Annotated in this window: 11 protein-coding genes; 1 reads left to right on the top strand and 10 read right to left on the bottom strand. The window is 61.6% G+C overall.

The features are described from left to right. Positions 1-57: 57 nt before the first annotated feature. Positions 58-1,950: an asparagine synthase (glutamine-hydrolyzing) gene (gene asnB, locus NDI85_RS11785; RefSeq protein ID WP_310915866.1), complete on the top strand. Its 1,893-nt coding sequence runs from the start codon at positions 58-60 to the stop codon at positions 1,948-1,950. A gap of 12 nt (positions 1,951-1,962) precedes the next feature. Here asnB and NDI85_RS11790 read toward each other — a convergent pair whose 3' ends face one another. The 10 genes from NDI85_RS11790 to NDI85_RS11835 all read right to left on the bottom strand — a co-directional run bounded on the left by NDI85_RS11790 (position 1,963) and on the right by NDI85_RS11835 (position 14,002). Next, positions 1,963-3,201 carry a glycosyltransferase family 4 protein gene (locus tag NDI85_RS11790; protein WP_188996257.1) on the bottom strand — a complete coding sequence of 413 codons (1,239 nt, stop codon included), beginning with the start codon at positions 3,199-3,201 and terminating at the stop codon, positions 1,963-1,965. A 54-nt stretch (positions 3,202-3,255) separates the two neighbouring features. Beyond that, entirely contained in the window at positions 3,256-4,071 is an 816-nt protein-coding gene (locus NDI85_RS11795) for an O-methyltransferase (protein ID WP_188996255.1), read from the bottom strand. Between the two features lie 58 nt (positions 4,072-4,129). After that, positions 4,130-5,590, bottom strand: a complete 1,461-nt coding sequence (locus NDI85_RS11800; RefSeq protein ID WP_310915867.1) for a sulfatase — start codon at positions 5,588-5,590, stop codon at positions 4,130-4,132. A 2-nt stretch (positions 5,591-5,592) separates the two neighbouring features. Then, positions 5,593-6,867, bottom strand: coding sequence for a hypothetical protein (locus NDI85_RS11805; protein WP_310915868.1), 1,275 nt, complete (start codon positions 6,865-6,867; stop codon positions 5,593-5,595). Positions 6,868-7,007: 140 nt separating this feature from the next. Next, positions 7,008-8,783, bottom strand: coding sequence for an ABC transporter ATP-binding protein (locus tag NDI85_RS11810; protein WP_310915869.1), 1,776 nt, complete (start codon positions 8,781-8,783; stop codon positions 7,008-7,010). Between the two features lie 30 nt (positions 8,784-8,813). Continuing rightward, the gene (locus tag NDI85_RS11815) at positions 8,814-9,782 is read right to left on the bottom strand and encodes a GDP-L-fucose synthase (RefSeq protein WP_188996247.1); all 969 of its coding nucleotides are present in this window, start codon (positions 9,780-9,782) and stop codon (positions 8,814-8,816) included. Further along, positions 9,779-10,840, bottom strand: coding sequence for a GDP-mannose 4,6-dehydratase (locus tag NDI85_RS11820; RefSeq protein WP_310915870.1), 1,062 nt, complete (start codon positions 10,838-10,840; stop codon positions 9,779-9,781). Before NDI85_RS11820 ends, NDI85_RS11815 begins: the two co-directional genes overlap by 4 nt. An 84-nt stretch (positions 10,841-10,924) precedes the next feature. After that, complete coding sequence (locus tag NDI85_RS11825) at positions 10,925-11,908, bottom strand: NAD-dependent epimerase/dehydratase family protein (RefSeq protein WP_310915872.1); 984 nt, start codon at positions 11,906-11,908, stop codon at positions 10,925-10,927. After that, positions 11,901-12,836, bottom strand: a complete 936-nt coding sequence (locus NDI85_RS11830; RefSeq protein ID WP_310915873.1) for an SDR family oxidoreductase — start codon at positions 12,834-12,836, stop codon at positions 11,901-11,903. Before NDI85_RS11830 ends, NDI85_RS11825 begins: the two co-directional genes overlap by 8 nt. Next, entirely contained in the window at positions 12,836-14,002 is a 1,167-nt protein-coding gene (locus tag NDI85_RS11835; RefSeq protein ID WP_310915874.1) for an NAD-dependent epimerase/dehydratase family protein, read from the bottom strand. Before NDI85_RS11835 ends, NDI85_RS11830 begins: the two co-directional genes overlap by 1 nt. Between the last annotated feature and the right edge of the window lie 44 nt (positions 14,003-14,046).

Raw genomic sequence — 14,046 nt, forward strand, 5'->3', positions numbered from 1 at the left:
CGGAAGACCGACAGACGAGGCATCAGCGGATAGCGGAGACAAGCGGGAATCAAAGATATGTGTGGCATCTGGGGATACGTCGGCTGGGACGACACGGTGACAGTCGACGCTGCGTGGGACGGACTATGCTCGCTGACCGACAGGGGGCCAGACGATTGGGGGCTGTACGTCGACGGCGTTGGTAAAGTCACCGACGAACCGGCCCTCCCATCCGGTTCACACTCCGTACTGTTAGGAAACAGACGTCTGAGTATTCTCGATGTCTCCGCCGCGGGCAACCAGCCGATGTGCACTGATGACGGTCACTGGATAGTGTACAACGGCGAGGTGTACAACTATCGAGAACTCAGGGAGGAACTTCGCGACGACGGATACACGTTCGAATCGGATACGGACACCGAAGTCGTGCTGAAAGCCTATCAGGAGTACGGTACGGACTGCGTCGAACACTTCCGAGGGATGTTCGCGTTCGTGGTCTACGACTCGGACGCCGACCGGATGTTCGCTGCACGCGACCGATTCGGAATCAAGCCGTTCTACTACACGGCGCGGCAGGGTGGTGTAGCGTTCGCTTCCGAAGTTACGTCGTTGCTGGATAGCGGGATAGCAGAAAGGACGCTCGACCCGGTCGGAGTCGACGGGTTCCTGACGTTCGGTTACGTGCCTGCTCCGGCGACGATCATCGAGGGAGTTCGTTCGCTGCCGCCGGGTTCGACGCTAACCTACGAGCGTGACGGTAGCGATCCACACATAGAGTCATATTACGAACTGGAGTTCGACGAATCAGATGGGGAGTACAGTCGCCGACTACGGACCCTTCTAACCGAGAGTATCCAGTTGCGGTTGCGGTCCGACGTGCCGGTAGGTGCTTTCCTGAGTGGCGGGCTTGATTCCTCGTCTATTGTTGCCCTCATGTGTGAGATCGCTCCGAGCGACGCGGATATCCGAACGTACTCCATCGGGTTCAAGGAGGACGCGTACTCCGAAACGACATTCGCCGAAGAGATGGCTGACTACCTCGAAACGGAGCACACCTCACTGTCGGTCACAGCCGACGACGTGGCGGCCGAACTGCCGGACATCGTGGCGGCGATGGACCAGCCATCTGTCGACGGTGTCAACACGTACTTCGTCTCGAAACTCGCGGCCGAAGACGGTATCAAGGTCGCTCTCTCGGGACTCGGAAGCGACGAACTACTGTATGGATACCCGACGTTCGAAGGTATCGACGCACGCTATCGACAGTTTCGGTGGCTTGAGGCGCTTCCGGACAAACTCCGAGGCCCCCTGGGTCGAACCGTCGAACGGGTTGGTCGATTTCTCCCTGAGCAACCTACTGACAAGATTGCCGACATCCTCAGGTCGAAATCCCCGTTCGGGGCCGCGTACATCCTCTCCCGGGGACTGTTTACCACGGCACAGCGACGACGATTGACCAGTGGACAGCGGACGACCGACTGGTCCGAACGAATCGGCAAGGACGTCGAGTGGGACAGAAACACGACAAAAGCTGTCGCCGCAGCCGAGCTGACGTGGTACATGCAGAATCAACTACTCCGTGATACAGACGCGATGTCGATGGCACAGTCACTGGAAGTCCGAGTGCCATTTCTCGATACACAGTTGGCCGAGTTCGCTCTCTCCATCCCAGATGAATCGAAGACCGGCAGCGAGAAGCGAGTACTCAAAGAGGCCGTCGAAGACGTAGTGCCGTCCTCAATAACCGACCGTGAGAAGACTGGGTTCATCTTCCCGATGGATATCTGGTTGAACGAAGAACTTCGACCGGTGCTGGACGCAGTGTTCGAAGACGACTGTCTGCTCCAGCGAGCGAAGCTCGAACCTGCAGCCGCCAGAGACGTTCGCCAATCCTTCGAAAACGGAGAGCTATACTGGCAGGAGCCATGGGCTATCGTCGTGCTTTCGAAGTGGGTCGAGCGCCATCTGTGACCGACTGTGGCCTCACACCAGCGAGGAATACAGATGTCGATACTGCTCACCGACGACATCCAGCGAATAGTGTTCGACCGCCCTGTTCCGCGCTGCCTGTCCAAGGGTCTCCCGACGCTTCGGGTCGGCCAGCACCCACTCAATCCCCCGTGCGAGATCAGTCGGATCGTATGGGGCCGCCAGATATCCCGTCTCCTCGTGGAGGACAGTGTCAGACGGCCCCGTCGCGTCGAAGGCGACGACCGGCGTCCCACACGCCATCGCCTCCGTGACCGTCTGTCCGAACCCTTCGTACCGAGAGGGGACGACCATCACGTCGGCCGCAGCGTACAGTAGGGCGAGACTCTCCTCGTCGTCGAGATAGCCGGTGTAGTGCGTCGGGAGGCCGAAATCCGGCGGATCGACCGGCTCACTCGCGCCGAAGACGATCAGTTCGGGAGCCTGGTCGGACCGTGTCGAGACCTGTTCGATGGCGTCGCGGAGCAGGTCGTATCCCTTTCTGTCGTTGCTGAGTGGTCCGACAGACCCGAAGAGGACGAGCGGTGTGTCGGGCGGCAGACCGAACAGGTCTCGGGCGACGGACTGATCGCGGGGCTTGAACCGCGCTGTGTCGAGTGCGTTCGGGATGATTTCGACGGGACAATCCTCGAAGATGGCACTCTCACGGGCACAGGACGCGAGCCACGAACTGGTCGCGACGACGGTTATGTCCGCCCGTTCCACGGCCCGTTTCTTCCGGCCAAGGGTCACGCTCGACGGGTCGATTGCGTGGTCGCTGTCGAGTTGTGGGCAGTTGCCACAACCGTCGCGGTACCGTGTACAGCCGTCGGCGTAGTGACACCCACCGGTGAGCGGCCACATGTCCGGGAGTCGCCAGACGAGTGGGCGGTCGAACTCGTCGATAGCGCCGGTATCCATGAACCCGCCAGCCACCCAGTTCAGTTGCAGCAGATCCGGGTCGAGTGCCGCGATTCGGCAGTCGAGACGGTCGGGAAGCCAACTCAAAGAGAACTCCGGAGACGGGTCGTACAGAGAGAGCGGAAGCGAGTCGAGATGTGGGCGGAGGCGAGCGAGTACCTTGCCGGAGCGACCTTTCGGACCGACGATAGTCGGGTCGTCCGTCGACTTCCGACGAACGAGCATCCGGGAGTCGACGCCGACGGTCTGGAGCGCGTCGTGGACTCGACGGGTGGCGGTCCCCGCCCCGCCAGCGTCACGCGCCGTTAGTAGCAACGGCCGGACAGTGCTCATAATCGGGAGAGAACGAGAAGCTACTAAATAACAGCGGGACAGGGGGCCGCGACGTCACTGTGACTTCCGCATGATACCGGTGTTGTTGGTTATGCGCATCGACTGGACGTCACGCGTGGAAGCGAACGTCTCGAAGGCATCGTTCCAGGTGATGTCGTCCGAGAGCAGCACTCCACCGGGTTCGAGCCACTCGTATGCGAGTTCGTACTCGAAGAACATGCAGGGTATCGAGTGTTCGGAGTCGTGGAGAAACACGTCGATGCCACCCGTCTCCTGAAGAACGTCGGGGAGTTCCCGCTGACTCTTTCCAATCGTGAGTGACCAGCGGTCTTCGAGACGGTCGGGAACGATCCAGCCGGGTGACTTGTCGCTTGGAATCGCGGCACCGCCGTACTCGTCGAACGTCGCCCGTTTGAACTCGGCTAGTGATTCGTCTGCGTAGAACGGGAAGTCGATAGAATGGAGTGTCCCGTGTCCGTTTTGATGTAGTGCCAATAGGAGGCAGAGTGTCGAGACGCCGTTACAAACACCGGTCTCGACAACGGTCTCCGGTCTGCGTTTCCGCAGTAGTGCATAGCACTCACGGCCAAAGTCAAGACCGATGCTTCCGAGACCTCCCGAACCAGTCATCTCTTGGAGTTCCTCGAGAGCCTCGTCACGCAGTTCACTCACCGGTCCGTTATCGAACTCGCGCACGTATCGTGCGTACTCTCGCTCCTCGAAGAACGTGTCTACGAACTGTGCATGTCGCTCCTCTGCCGATGAAATACCCCGAATCTGGCGGTATCTGGGCCCGACAATCGACCGGACGCCTGAAGGCAAATTGTAGTAGAACCTCGAAAAAACACCCATAGAGATGGCCCACGGCATGGGCCAATAAAAATCCTGCCTCAAGGGGTTCGTGACTGGTCGCGACAGTACCGACCGGCTATTTGTACCCGAGCGACCGGAGCCGGTTCAAGACTTCGCCCTCGTCGGCGTACGCAACGGGTTCGTTCTCGTCGGTGACAGGTTCCAGTTCGTCGACGAACGCCGCGTACCGTTCGTCCAGTGACGCAACCACTGACGGTCGATTACCGGCGGCATTGGCTGTCTCAGACGGGTCCGTTTCGACGTCGTAGAGAGCCACTTCCTCACCGTGGACAGTCTCACAGTAACCGCACTCAAGTGATGACCCACGCTCCGACGCGAGCACGTCGTCCTCAACGTGGTGTATGTACTTCCATCTCGGTGTCCGGACTGCAACCCGACGTTCGGTGTAGGCCTCCTCGGCATACACTGCGTCTCGTTCGTCCCAGTCGTCCGTGTCGTCGATCAGGGGGCGGAGACTCTGACCGTCGGTCGCCGGTCGGTTCTCCACACCGAGGACGTCGTAGACGGTCGGAGCGAGGTCTATCTCCTGAACGAATTCGCTCCGGGTCTGGCCGGACCCGAGACTACAGACGAGCGGAACCCGCATGACGGCGTCGTGCAACCCGTGGTGGTCGAAGAAGATACCGTGTTCCAGTAGTGACTCCCCATGGTCGCTGGTAATAAACAACGCAGTCTCCTCCCAGCGGTTCTGCTCACGGAGCGCATCAACTAGCCGTCCGATTTTGCGGTCCGCGCTCACGACAGCGGCGTCGTAGTGAGCGACCGCTCGTCCCAGTTCCTCGCGAGCGTCGAAGCGTTCGGCAATACTCGTGAGTCGGGTCCGCTGGGCGTCAGTCAGTGCATCGTCGTCGAAGCGGTCGTCCAGAGAACCGTACTCGTACTCCCCCGTGTTAAGAAGTCGTTCGACGTCGTCCTCGGCCGAGAGATACGGCATGTGGGTGTCCATGAGATGCACCAATCCGAAGAACGGTTCCTCGTCGACGTGGTTCAGGAGGTCGGTCGCTGAGTGGTCCTCGTGTATCAACGCCTGTGGTTTCGACTCGGACGCGGCGTCGTACAATCGACGAGCAAGCGCTCCGAGGGCCGGGGCGTACCGATCCACTGCCCGGTACAGAGAGTGAGCGGTCTGGACCAGCGAGTCGGTCGTGTCGGTGTCGGGATCGCTTTCGGGGTAGTGGTCGAACCCTCGGGCGTGCCAGCGGCCGAGGTGTTGGCCAGTCACCACTGTTCGCCACCCGTCGTCGCGGAGCACGGACTGTATCGGCCGCACGGATTCCACGCGTCGTTTCTCCTCGTCGGTCACGAGTTTTCCGTGGTGGTACACCGTCGAAAGTGGGTATCGTCCCGTCTCTATGGCTGTCAGCGACGGATCCGTGTTCGGCGAACACGTGAACGCGTTCTCGAACGCTGTCCCGTCGGCCGCGACGGCGTCGATGTTCGGTGTAAGGCCAGACCCAGTGCCGACACGGTCTGCACGCAATGCGTCGACGACGACTACAATGACGTTTGCTACCATGATTACTTATCAGCGAGCGCAGCGAGGTCCGGTTCCAACACGAGCATCTGTCGGTTCGGTTCGTGCGCCGAATCGACGACGACGAGGTCGTCGTCGTGACTCCACCGAGGGTGGAGATCACAGCGATACACACTCCCAGCGTACTCCGTTTCGAACGTGCCGAGCGTGTGGAGTCGGTCCCGTTTATCGTCCCACACGAACAGGCGTCGGGTGGCGTCCTCGTCTGCGTACGTGTCCGTCAGCATCCAGCGGCCGTCGTCCGACCACGTGTTGTGGCCGTTCTCCTCGATAACACCCTCACCGACGGTCGAGAACGACTCGGACTGATCACGGAACTCGACGAACACCTGTCGGGGGAGTGCGCGTTCGGCCCGGTCACCGAGAACGCGGTCCCGAGCGAAGCGATAGACGGGGCGCACGAGTCGTTTGAGCGTCGGTGACCGCTGTACCGTGTCGACGGTCCGTTGCGAAACCGATGGCTTCGTCGTCCAGATGGTGAACCGGTCGTCGGTGTGCCACCCCATATGCGAGTAGAACTCCGTGTCGGGGAACATGTAGAGGTTCGAGCCGTCCGGGGCCGCGGTGAACAATCGCGTCCCGTGCGAGCCGTTCCCGTCGGCCCAGCGGTGGAAGAACGCGAACCGAGTGCCGCTCGGATTCCAGAGCATGTGTTCGAGCCAGTTGTCACGACGTTCGAAGACCGGTTTCGAATCGACGTTACAGACTTCGGGTGTACTCAGTATCTGTTCGGTGGCACCCGTATCCAGGTCGACCCTGTAGATTCCGTCATCCTCGTGCATCGGTCGATCCCACTTCTGTCGGTCGATACCCCGATAGTTGTAGCCGGGTCGGCAGTGATAGAGACGTTCGTAGTTCGCAGCGAGGGCGAACTCTCCGGAGGGGTGAACGGCGTATATCGGTCGTGGAAGTCGCCGTTCGGTTCCGGTTTCGGTGTCGACCAGCACAGAGACGAACGAGTCGTCGGCCCGGTCGTTGTATAGCACACGGGATTCGTAGTCAGGTGGAAGCCACTGGAGCATCGCCCCCTGTTGCCAGTTGAACGCGGCCGTCTCGCCGAGGGCGACGAACCGCTCCGTTTCGAGGTCCCAGTAACCGACAGTCGCCGTGTCGTCGGCGGTGATCGATCGGCCGTCGAAGTCGGTCCGGTGACAGAGAAGGCGGGACCCAGTCGCGTCGAGTGGCGACTTGTCGTAGTAGCCGAAGAAGTGGCTGTGGGTGGATGGCGTCTCGAAGCGGATAGAGACGGCGTCGCTCATCTCATACCCATCCGGACGCTGGTCATCGAATCGAACAGTCACTGTTAACGTGAATCCATACTGCGTTCCCCGGTGGTAACTGTATCCCTGCGGCCATCAGGATTGATATTTCCGCCCGGTTCGGGGGAGTGCAGTCGGACCTAGCTCTCGTGGAGCATCGTGTAGAGTCCGTCTTGGTCGAGTAACTCTGTATGGGTCCCGGACTCCACGATTCGCCCGTCGCGCATCGCATGTATCGTGTCGGCACTGCTAACTGTCGACAGTCGGTGTGCGACGACCAACAGGCCACACTCTCTGTCCATCGCTTCGAGGGCTGAATGAACCCTCGCTTCGAGCGCGGTGTCGAGGTCGCTCGTCGCTTCATCGAACACGAGGAAATCGGCGTCTGTCAGCAGTGCGCGAGCGATGGCGATGCGCTGGCGTTGGCCCCCAGAGAGACGGACGCCGTCGTCGCCGAGTTCGGTCTCGTACCCACTCGGAAGGTCGTCAAGGAACTCGGATACCTGCGCGATTTCACAGGCCTCGTCAACCTCGGCCTGTGATGCATCTCGGTTCCCGATAGTGACGTTGTACCGCAACGTGTCGTTGAACACGTGTGGTTGCTGTCTGACGACCGCGATACGGTCGCGCCAAGCGTCGATATCGAACTCGGTTATCGGCGTCCCGTCTGCAGTGATACGGCCAGTATCTGGTTCGTACAGACGGGCGACCAAGGAGACGACGGTCGACTTCCCAGCACCAGACGGGCCGACGAACGCCACGAACTCGTCACGTTTCGCGGTGAACGACACCTCATCTAAGACACGTTCGTCGTCGTACGCGAACGATACATCTTCGAACGCGATCTCAGATGTCGGTATCGGCGGGTGGATGCCGTCTGTGTCGACCTCCTGTTGTGCGTCAAGCCGTCTCTGGAAGCGCTGTGTCCGAACGAGATGCGGGAGACGACTGTCCAGTTCGTACAGGAGGTTGTTGAGCGTGTTTACGCGTGGGGCGAGTCGAAAGACGGCGAAGAGGAACACACCCAATCGCGCCAGCGAGAGGGAGGCGACGGTGACGGCAGTATAGATGAGCGCAAAGACGGTAAACGCCGTTATCATCTGATAGAAGTTGTCCATCGCCTCGGCGTTACGCCGAATCCGAACCGAGGCGCTGACGTACCGGTCTACCGCCGTCTCGAAACTATCGAACAGTTCGGATTCGAGGTCGAACAATTTCACGTCACGTATCCCTTGGACGCCTGCCTGGACAGCGTGTTGCACCTGTTCGTTGGCATCAGCGACGTCAGACCCAGCGGCGTAGCCACTCCCCACACGCCGCCGGACGACAAACACTAGGACGCCGAGGATGATGCCAGAGCCGATAGTTAAAACCGGCGCGAGATACACCGCGATGGAGAGGTAGATAAGCGCTATGAGGGACTGTTCGACGAACCGAACGAGTCGGTTGATCGCGTCACTCCCGTACTCCGCCTGGGTGATTATCGCGTTCAGGATTTCGTCGGAGCCGTGAGTGTCAAAGTATGCCACGCGGGCGCTGAGAGCGTCATCGAAGATATCTCGCTGTAGGGACCGAACGAAGGTCAGACCCAGGACTGTTCGAAGATATGCGACGAGAAACGATGCCGTATATCGGACTGCAATGACGGCTGCAACCCCTAAAAGAACGGACTCCAGTGAGAAGGGGATGCCGAGTATTCTGTACGCACGGAAGAACACCGCAGTGATACCATCGGGTTGTGTGGCACTGCCACCCTCTGCGAGTTGAATGATCGGAACGAGGAACGATAGACCAACCCCCTCAAGAAGCGCTGCCACTGCACTCAGGAGAACGATTGCGAGAGACAGAAACGGACGGAATCCGGTGATAGTTCGGATCGCATCGATTTTGTCTCGGAAAGAGATAGACGAAGACATCGTTGCTACTCGTTGAACACAGGAGGGGGCTCAATAAAACGCCCCTTCCTCGACAGGTCGATGCGCCTCGTACCACTCGATGGTCCGCTCCAGTCCCTCCTCGAAGTCCGTCGACGCCTCCCATCCGAACCGCTCTTCAGCGCGGGACGTATCCAGGCGTCGCCGCGGTTGTCCGTCGGGTTTCGAGGTGTCCCACGCCACCTCGCCATCGAACCCCGTCATCTCGACGATGGTCTCGACCAACTCGCGGATGGATATCTCCGTCCCACTGCCCAGATTCACCGGGTCGCTGCTGTCGTAGCGTTCCGTCGCGTCTAAGATACCCTCGGCGGCGTCTTCCACGTAGAGGAACTCGCGTGTTGGCTCACCGGTTCCCCATGCGGTGATACTGTCGGCCCCCGCCTCGCGGGCCTCGATACACTTCCGGACGATGGCGGGGATGACGTGTGCGGTTTCGAGGTCGAAGTCGTCTCGCGGCCCGTAGAGGTTCACCGGGAGGAGGTATATGCTGTCGAAGTCGTACTGGTCGCGGTAGGCCCGGGACTGGGTCAGCAGGGCTTTCTTCGCGATGCCGTAGGGAGCGTTGGTCTCCTCGGGATAGCCGTCGTAGAGGTCGTCTTCGCTAAAGGGGACCTCGGTGTGTTTCGGATACGAACAGATGGTCCCGAGAATCGTACACTTCTCGACGTCGAACTGACGGGCCTGTTCGAGCAGTTCGATGCCCATGACGGCGTTGTCGTAGAAGTACCGGCCGGGGTTCTCTGCGTTGGCACCGATACCGCCGACCGTCGCGGCGAGGTGGAGGACGACGTCGGCGTCAGACTCGACGAACGCCTGTCGGATGGCCGCTTTCTCTCTGAGGTCGTAGTCGTCGCTGCGGGGGACGAACACCTCTACGTCGGACGACCGTGAGCGGAGGTCCTCGACGAGGTGGCTGCCGAGAAAGCCCGCGCCGCCGGTCACCATCACCGTCTTCCCGGCCCAGTAGTCGTCGGTCATCGCCAGTCGACCCGACCGTACCACTTCGGTTTGTTGTTCGCGTACCACTCGATAGTCCGGCGGACACCCTCACGCCAGCTAACCTCGGGTTCCCAGCCAGTCTCCTCGTTGAGTTTCTCGTAGCCGACCAGCAGTTCCTCGACGTCGCTGTCGCCCGGCCGATAGCGGTCCTCGCTCTGGACGATTTCGGGGTCGTCCCAGTACCCCGCTTCGGTCCCGACCGAGAGAATCGTCTCGGTCCACTCGCGCATCGAGATGTTCTCGCCGTACCCGTAGACGTACTCCTCGCCGGGATTGCCGTCGAGTGCGACGTGCATGTGTCCGCGGACGCCGTCGGAGACGTAACACATGTCGCGTTTCGGCGTGAGGTTGCCCAGTTCGACGATGTCCCGTTCGAGGGCCTGCGTAACGATGGTCCCCGTGATGTATCGGGGGTTCTGCCGGGGGCCGTAGTTGTTGAACATCCGGGTCGTGACCCCCGGAAGGCCGTAGGCGTCGTAGAAGTTCATCGTCAGGAAGTCGGCGGCGAGTTTCGAGGTGGCGTAGATGCTCGTCGGGTTGACCGGGGAGCGTTCGCTCAGCAGGACGCGGCCGTCGTCCTCGAAGTCGTGTTTCTCGGCCATCTCCTCCTTTACGTTGCCGTACTCCTCGCTCGTCCCGGCAGTATCGAACTTCGCGATGTCGAGGTCGAGATCCACGATGCTCTGGAGGAGGTTCAGCGTCCCCGTAACGTTCGTATCGACGGTCTCGTAGGGTCGCTCCCACGACTCGCCGACGTGGGCCTGCGCCGCGAGGTGAAAGACGATGCTCTCGTCGTACTCATCGAGCGCAGACAGTGCCTGTGAGACGGAGTGCTTATCCCGGAGGTCACCCCGGTGGACCGTGATGTCGTCTCGGAGGTGTCGGACGTTCCGCAGTTCGCCGCTAGAGGTGGCCCGGACGAACACGTGTACGTTCGCGCCGGCGTCGACGAGGCGTTCAGTGAGGTGTGAACCGACGAAACCGTCCGCACCGGTGACGAACACCGGCCGTTCGTCGAAACGAGCGTCGAGATCCATTCGTCCGATGCAAGCGTACAAGCGGGCTTGTAGTTTCTGGTTACTGAGGTACTTGAAGTGGAAACCGAGTGGGAAGAACCGCGTTCAAGCCCCGTCGTCGAGTGCCGCCGCTACAGTCGCTTCGACGGACTCACTCGCGTCCCAGTCTAGCAGCCGCGCCGCGCGAGAGGTATCGACTTCGAACGACTCTACGAGCGTCTCCTCGCCGGCGCGGGGGTTCTCGACGAGTTCGACGTTACAGTCGAGGCCGTGGTCGGCGGCGGCCGACTGGACTAGCTTCGCCATCTCGTGGACGCTGGGATCCTCGTCGCTGGCGATTTCGAACTTCTCGACGCCGGTCACACCGTCGCGCAGTTGTTCCAGCAGCCGCTCGCTACTCTTGACGTATGCCCGCGCGATGTCTTTGACGTGGACGAAGTTACGAGACTGGGTCCCGGGTTCGTACACCGTCAGCGTCTCGCCGGCCAGCGCACGGTCGAGGAAGAAGTTGATGACGGTCCCTTTCGAGATGCGGTCCCCGTCGACTACGTGGCCGCCGTAGAGGTTCGAGATCATGAACTGGTGGGCCGGGAACGCGCCGTCGGCGAAGGTGTCGATTGCGCGCTCCGAGAGGAGTTTCGTCCGGCCGTACCAGTTGATGGGCGCTCGCGGGTGGTCGGCGGTGATGGGGAACTCCTGTGGGTCGCCGATGACGGCCATCGAGAACGGGAACGCCATGGCGGCACCGGTCTTCCGGCAGAACCACGCGACGTTGTCGGTCCCTTGAACGTTGACCTCGTAGGCCAGATCCGGGTTCTCCTCGCAGTCGTCGACGCCCGAGACGGCGGCCAGATGGAGGACGACGTCGGCACCGTCCAGCGCGGTCTCGAGTCGGTCGCGATTGCGGATGTCGACGTGGTCGACGTCGACGTCGCCGACCGAGCGGACCTTCGCCCTGTAGAAGTTGTCGATGGCGGTGAGGTCCCAGTCGGGGTGTTGGTCTTGCAGTTCGACGAGGACGCGGCTACCGATGTAGCCGGCCGCGCCCGTGATAGCGACGTGTGGCGTTTCTACTGTTCGTTCAGGCATCGGTGAATCTCCGTGCGATGTCGCGAATCCCCTCGCGGAGGGTTGTCTGTGGTTCGAAGCCAGTGCTGCGAAGTCGGTCGAAGTCGACGTGGTAGGAGGGGCCGGGGTGTTCGTCTTCGAGGTAGGTGATGTCGACGGCGCCGACCTCCTCGTCGACGATGTCGGCTATCTCCGAAATCTGGTAGTTGGCGTCGGAACGTCCGACGTTGTACACCGTCTCGTCCCACTCGCCCGGTTCGAGCGCAGCGTGTTTGTAGGCGCGGGCGGCGTCCGAGACGTGGACGAACGGTCGCCAGTTCGACCCGTCGCCGTAGACGGTGAGCGTGCGGCCGGTCAGCGCCCGGAAGACGAAGTAGTTCACGACGAGGTTGAACCGGACACCCGGCGAGTAGCCGAAGTTCGTCGCCATCCGCAGGGCCGTGCCGTCCATCTCGAACTCCTCGCAGTACTCCCGAAGCAGGGTTTCGGAGTCGAGTTTCGTCTCGGCGTAGGGGTTGATGGGGTCGGGCGTGACCGTCTCGTCGATGTCCGTGCTCGTCGCCCGCCCGTAGACGTTACACGAGGAGGCGAAGACGACGTTCTCGACGCCCAACTTCCCGGCGGCTCGGAGGACGTTCTCGGTGCCGTCGTAGTTGACCGCGACCGTCTCCTCGCGCCGGTCGTGGGTGCTGGACGCGCCGGTGATGGCGGCCAGATGGACCACCGTGTCGACGCCGCGCATGGCGCTCTCGACGTCGCCGTACTCGCGGACGTCGCCGCGGCGGAACTCCAGATTGCCGTCGACGGTGCCCATCAGCGCCCGGGGCGACCCGGAGGCGAGGCTATCGAGGACGACCACCTCGCCCACGCGGTCGTCGGCCTGCAGGCGCGGAATCAGGTCGCTCCCGATGTAGCCACACCCGCCCGTGACGAGGACGTCGGTCGTCATCACTCTAGGACGCCCGGCAGGAAGCGGTCCTCGTGGGACTCGATGGTGTCGGCGTAGCGGGTCAGCGTCTCGAAGATGTCTTCGACGCCCTCCTCGAAGGACTGGGCCTGCCCGCCGATCAGATCGTCGTAGCGCTCGTTCTCGATCTCCATCTTGTGGGTCTCGTCCTCGTCACGCGGGTTCTCGAAGTGTTCGACGGCCACGTCCAACTCGAACTCGCTCCCCACGTCGGCGATGGTCTCGGCGATCTCGACGATGGAGATGGCTCGGGTGACCTGATTGTACACGGTCAGGCCCTCGGGCCGGTCGTCGGCGTCGGAAAGGGCCAGTTGCGCGAGGCCTTCGACGGCGTCCTCCAGCGAGACGAACGGCTTGCGCTGTTCGCCCTTGCCGTAGACGGTGACCGGGTAGCCGGCGACGGCCTGTGCACAGAAGCGATGCGTGACCGTCCCGAAGTAGTAGTCGAAGTCGAAGCGCGTCTTCAGGCGGTCGTCCTCTCGGGTTTCGGCGGTCTCGGTCCCGTACGTGATGGCCGTGCGCACGTCCGAGATGGGGATGTCGAACTGCTTGTGGGCCAACCGCATGTTGGCCGCGTCGTGGGACTTCGTGAGGTGGTACCAACTCCCGGCCATCGCGGGGAACGGCACGTCGTCGGCCTCGCCCTGATTCTCCATGGTCGCACCGCCCTCGGGGATGGGGAACTCCGGCGCGCCGTAGACGCCCGTCGTCGTCGTCTCGACGAAGTGCGTATCCGTGAGGTCGTTCTCTTCGAGGCCCCACAGCAGGTTCCGCGTGGCCTGCATGTTGTTGTGCTGGGTGTAGTTCGCTCGCTCGCCGTTGATCTGGGAGTACGGTGCGGAGGGCTGAGCGGCCGCGTGGACGACAGTGTGGGGTTCGTGGACCTGCAGGAGTTCGTCGACGAACGCTCGCTCGGTCAGGTCGCCCTCGACGAAGGACATGTTCGAGACCCCGAGCGTCTCCTCGGCCGCGCGGACGCGCTCGTCGATGGACGCGACGGGGGTGGCGCTCGTCGCGCCGACCTCTTCGACCCACTCGCGGCGGGCGAAGTTGTCCACGAGGAGGACGCGGTCGTCGGTTCGGTTCGCGATGCGCAAGGCGGTGGGCCAACCGATGTAGCCGTCGGCCCCGGTGACGAGAACAGTCATGGTTACTCAACTCGTGAGTAACCATCCGTAGGTAAATATCTTCT

The organism is Haloarcula sp. S1AR25-4, assembly GCF_031624555.1.
In the GTDB taxonomy this organism is placed as follows: Archaea; Halobacteriota; Halobacteria; order Halobacteriales; family Haloarculaceae; genus Haloarcula; species Haloarcula pellucida.

Excerpts from the sequence above, each read along its gene's own strand:
- NDI85_RS11830 (WP_310915873.1), bottom strand. The coding sequence starts at position 12,836 with ATGACGACCGACGTCCTCGTCACGGGCGGGTGTGGCTACATCGGGAGC.
- NDI85_RS11790 (WP_188996257.1), bottom strand. The coding sequence starts at position 3,201 with ATGAGCACTGTCCGGCCGTTGCTACTAACGGCGCGTGACGCTGGCGGG.
- NDI85_RS11825 (WP_310915872.1), bottom strand. The coding sequence starts at position 11,908 with ATGCCTGAACGAACAGTAGAAACGCCACACGTCGCTATCACGGGCGCG.
- NDI85_RS11820 (WP_310915870.1), bottom strand. The coding sequence starts at position 10,840 with ATGGATCTCGACGCTCGTTTCGACGAACGGCCGGTGTTCGTCACCGGT.
- NDI85_RS11835 (WP_310915874.1), bottom strand. The coding sequence starts at position 14,002 with ATGACTGTTCTCGTCACCGGGGCCGACGGCTACATCGGTTGGCCCACC.
- NDI85_RS11810 (WP_310915869.1), bottom strand. The coding sequence starts at position 8,783 with ATGTCTTCGTCTATCTCTTTCCGAGACAAAATCGATGCGATCCGAACT.
- NDI85_RS11805 (WP_310915868.1), bottom strand. The coding sequence starts at position 6,867 with ATGAGCGACGCCGTCTCTATCCGCTTCGAGACGCCATCCACCCACAGC.
- NDI85_RS11800 (WP_310915867.1), bottom strand. The coding sequence starts at position 5,590 with ATGGTAGCAAACGTCATTGTAGTCGTCGTCGACGCATTGCGTGCAGAC.
- asnB (WP_310915866.1), top strand. The coding sequence starts at position 58 with ATGTGTGGCATCTGGGGATACGTCGGCTGGGACGACACGGTGACAGTC.
- NDI85_RS11795 (WP_188996255.1), bottom strand. The coding sequence starts at position 4,071 with ATGCCGTGGGCCATCTCTATGGGTGTTTTTTCGAGGTTCTACTACAAT.
- NDI85_RS11815 (WP_188996247.1), bottom strand. The coding sequence starts at position 9,782 with ATGACCGACGACTACTGGGCCGGGAAGACGGTGATGGTGACCGGCGGC.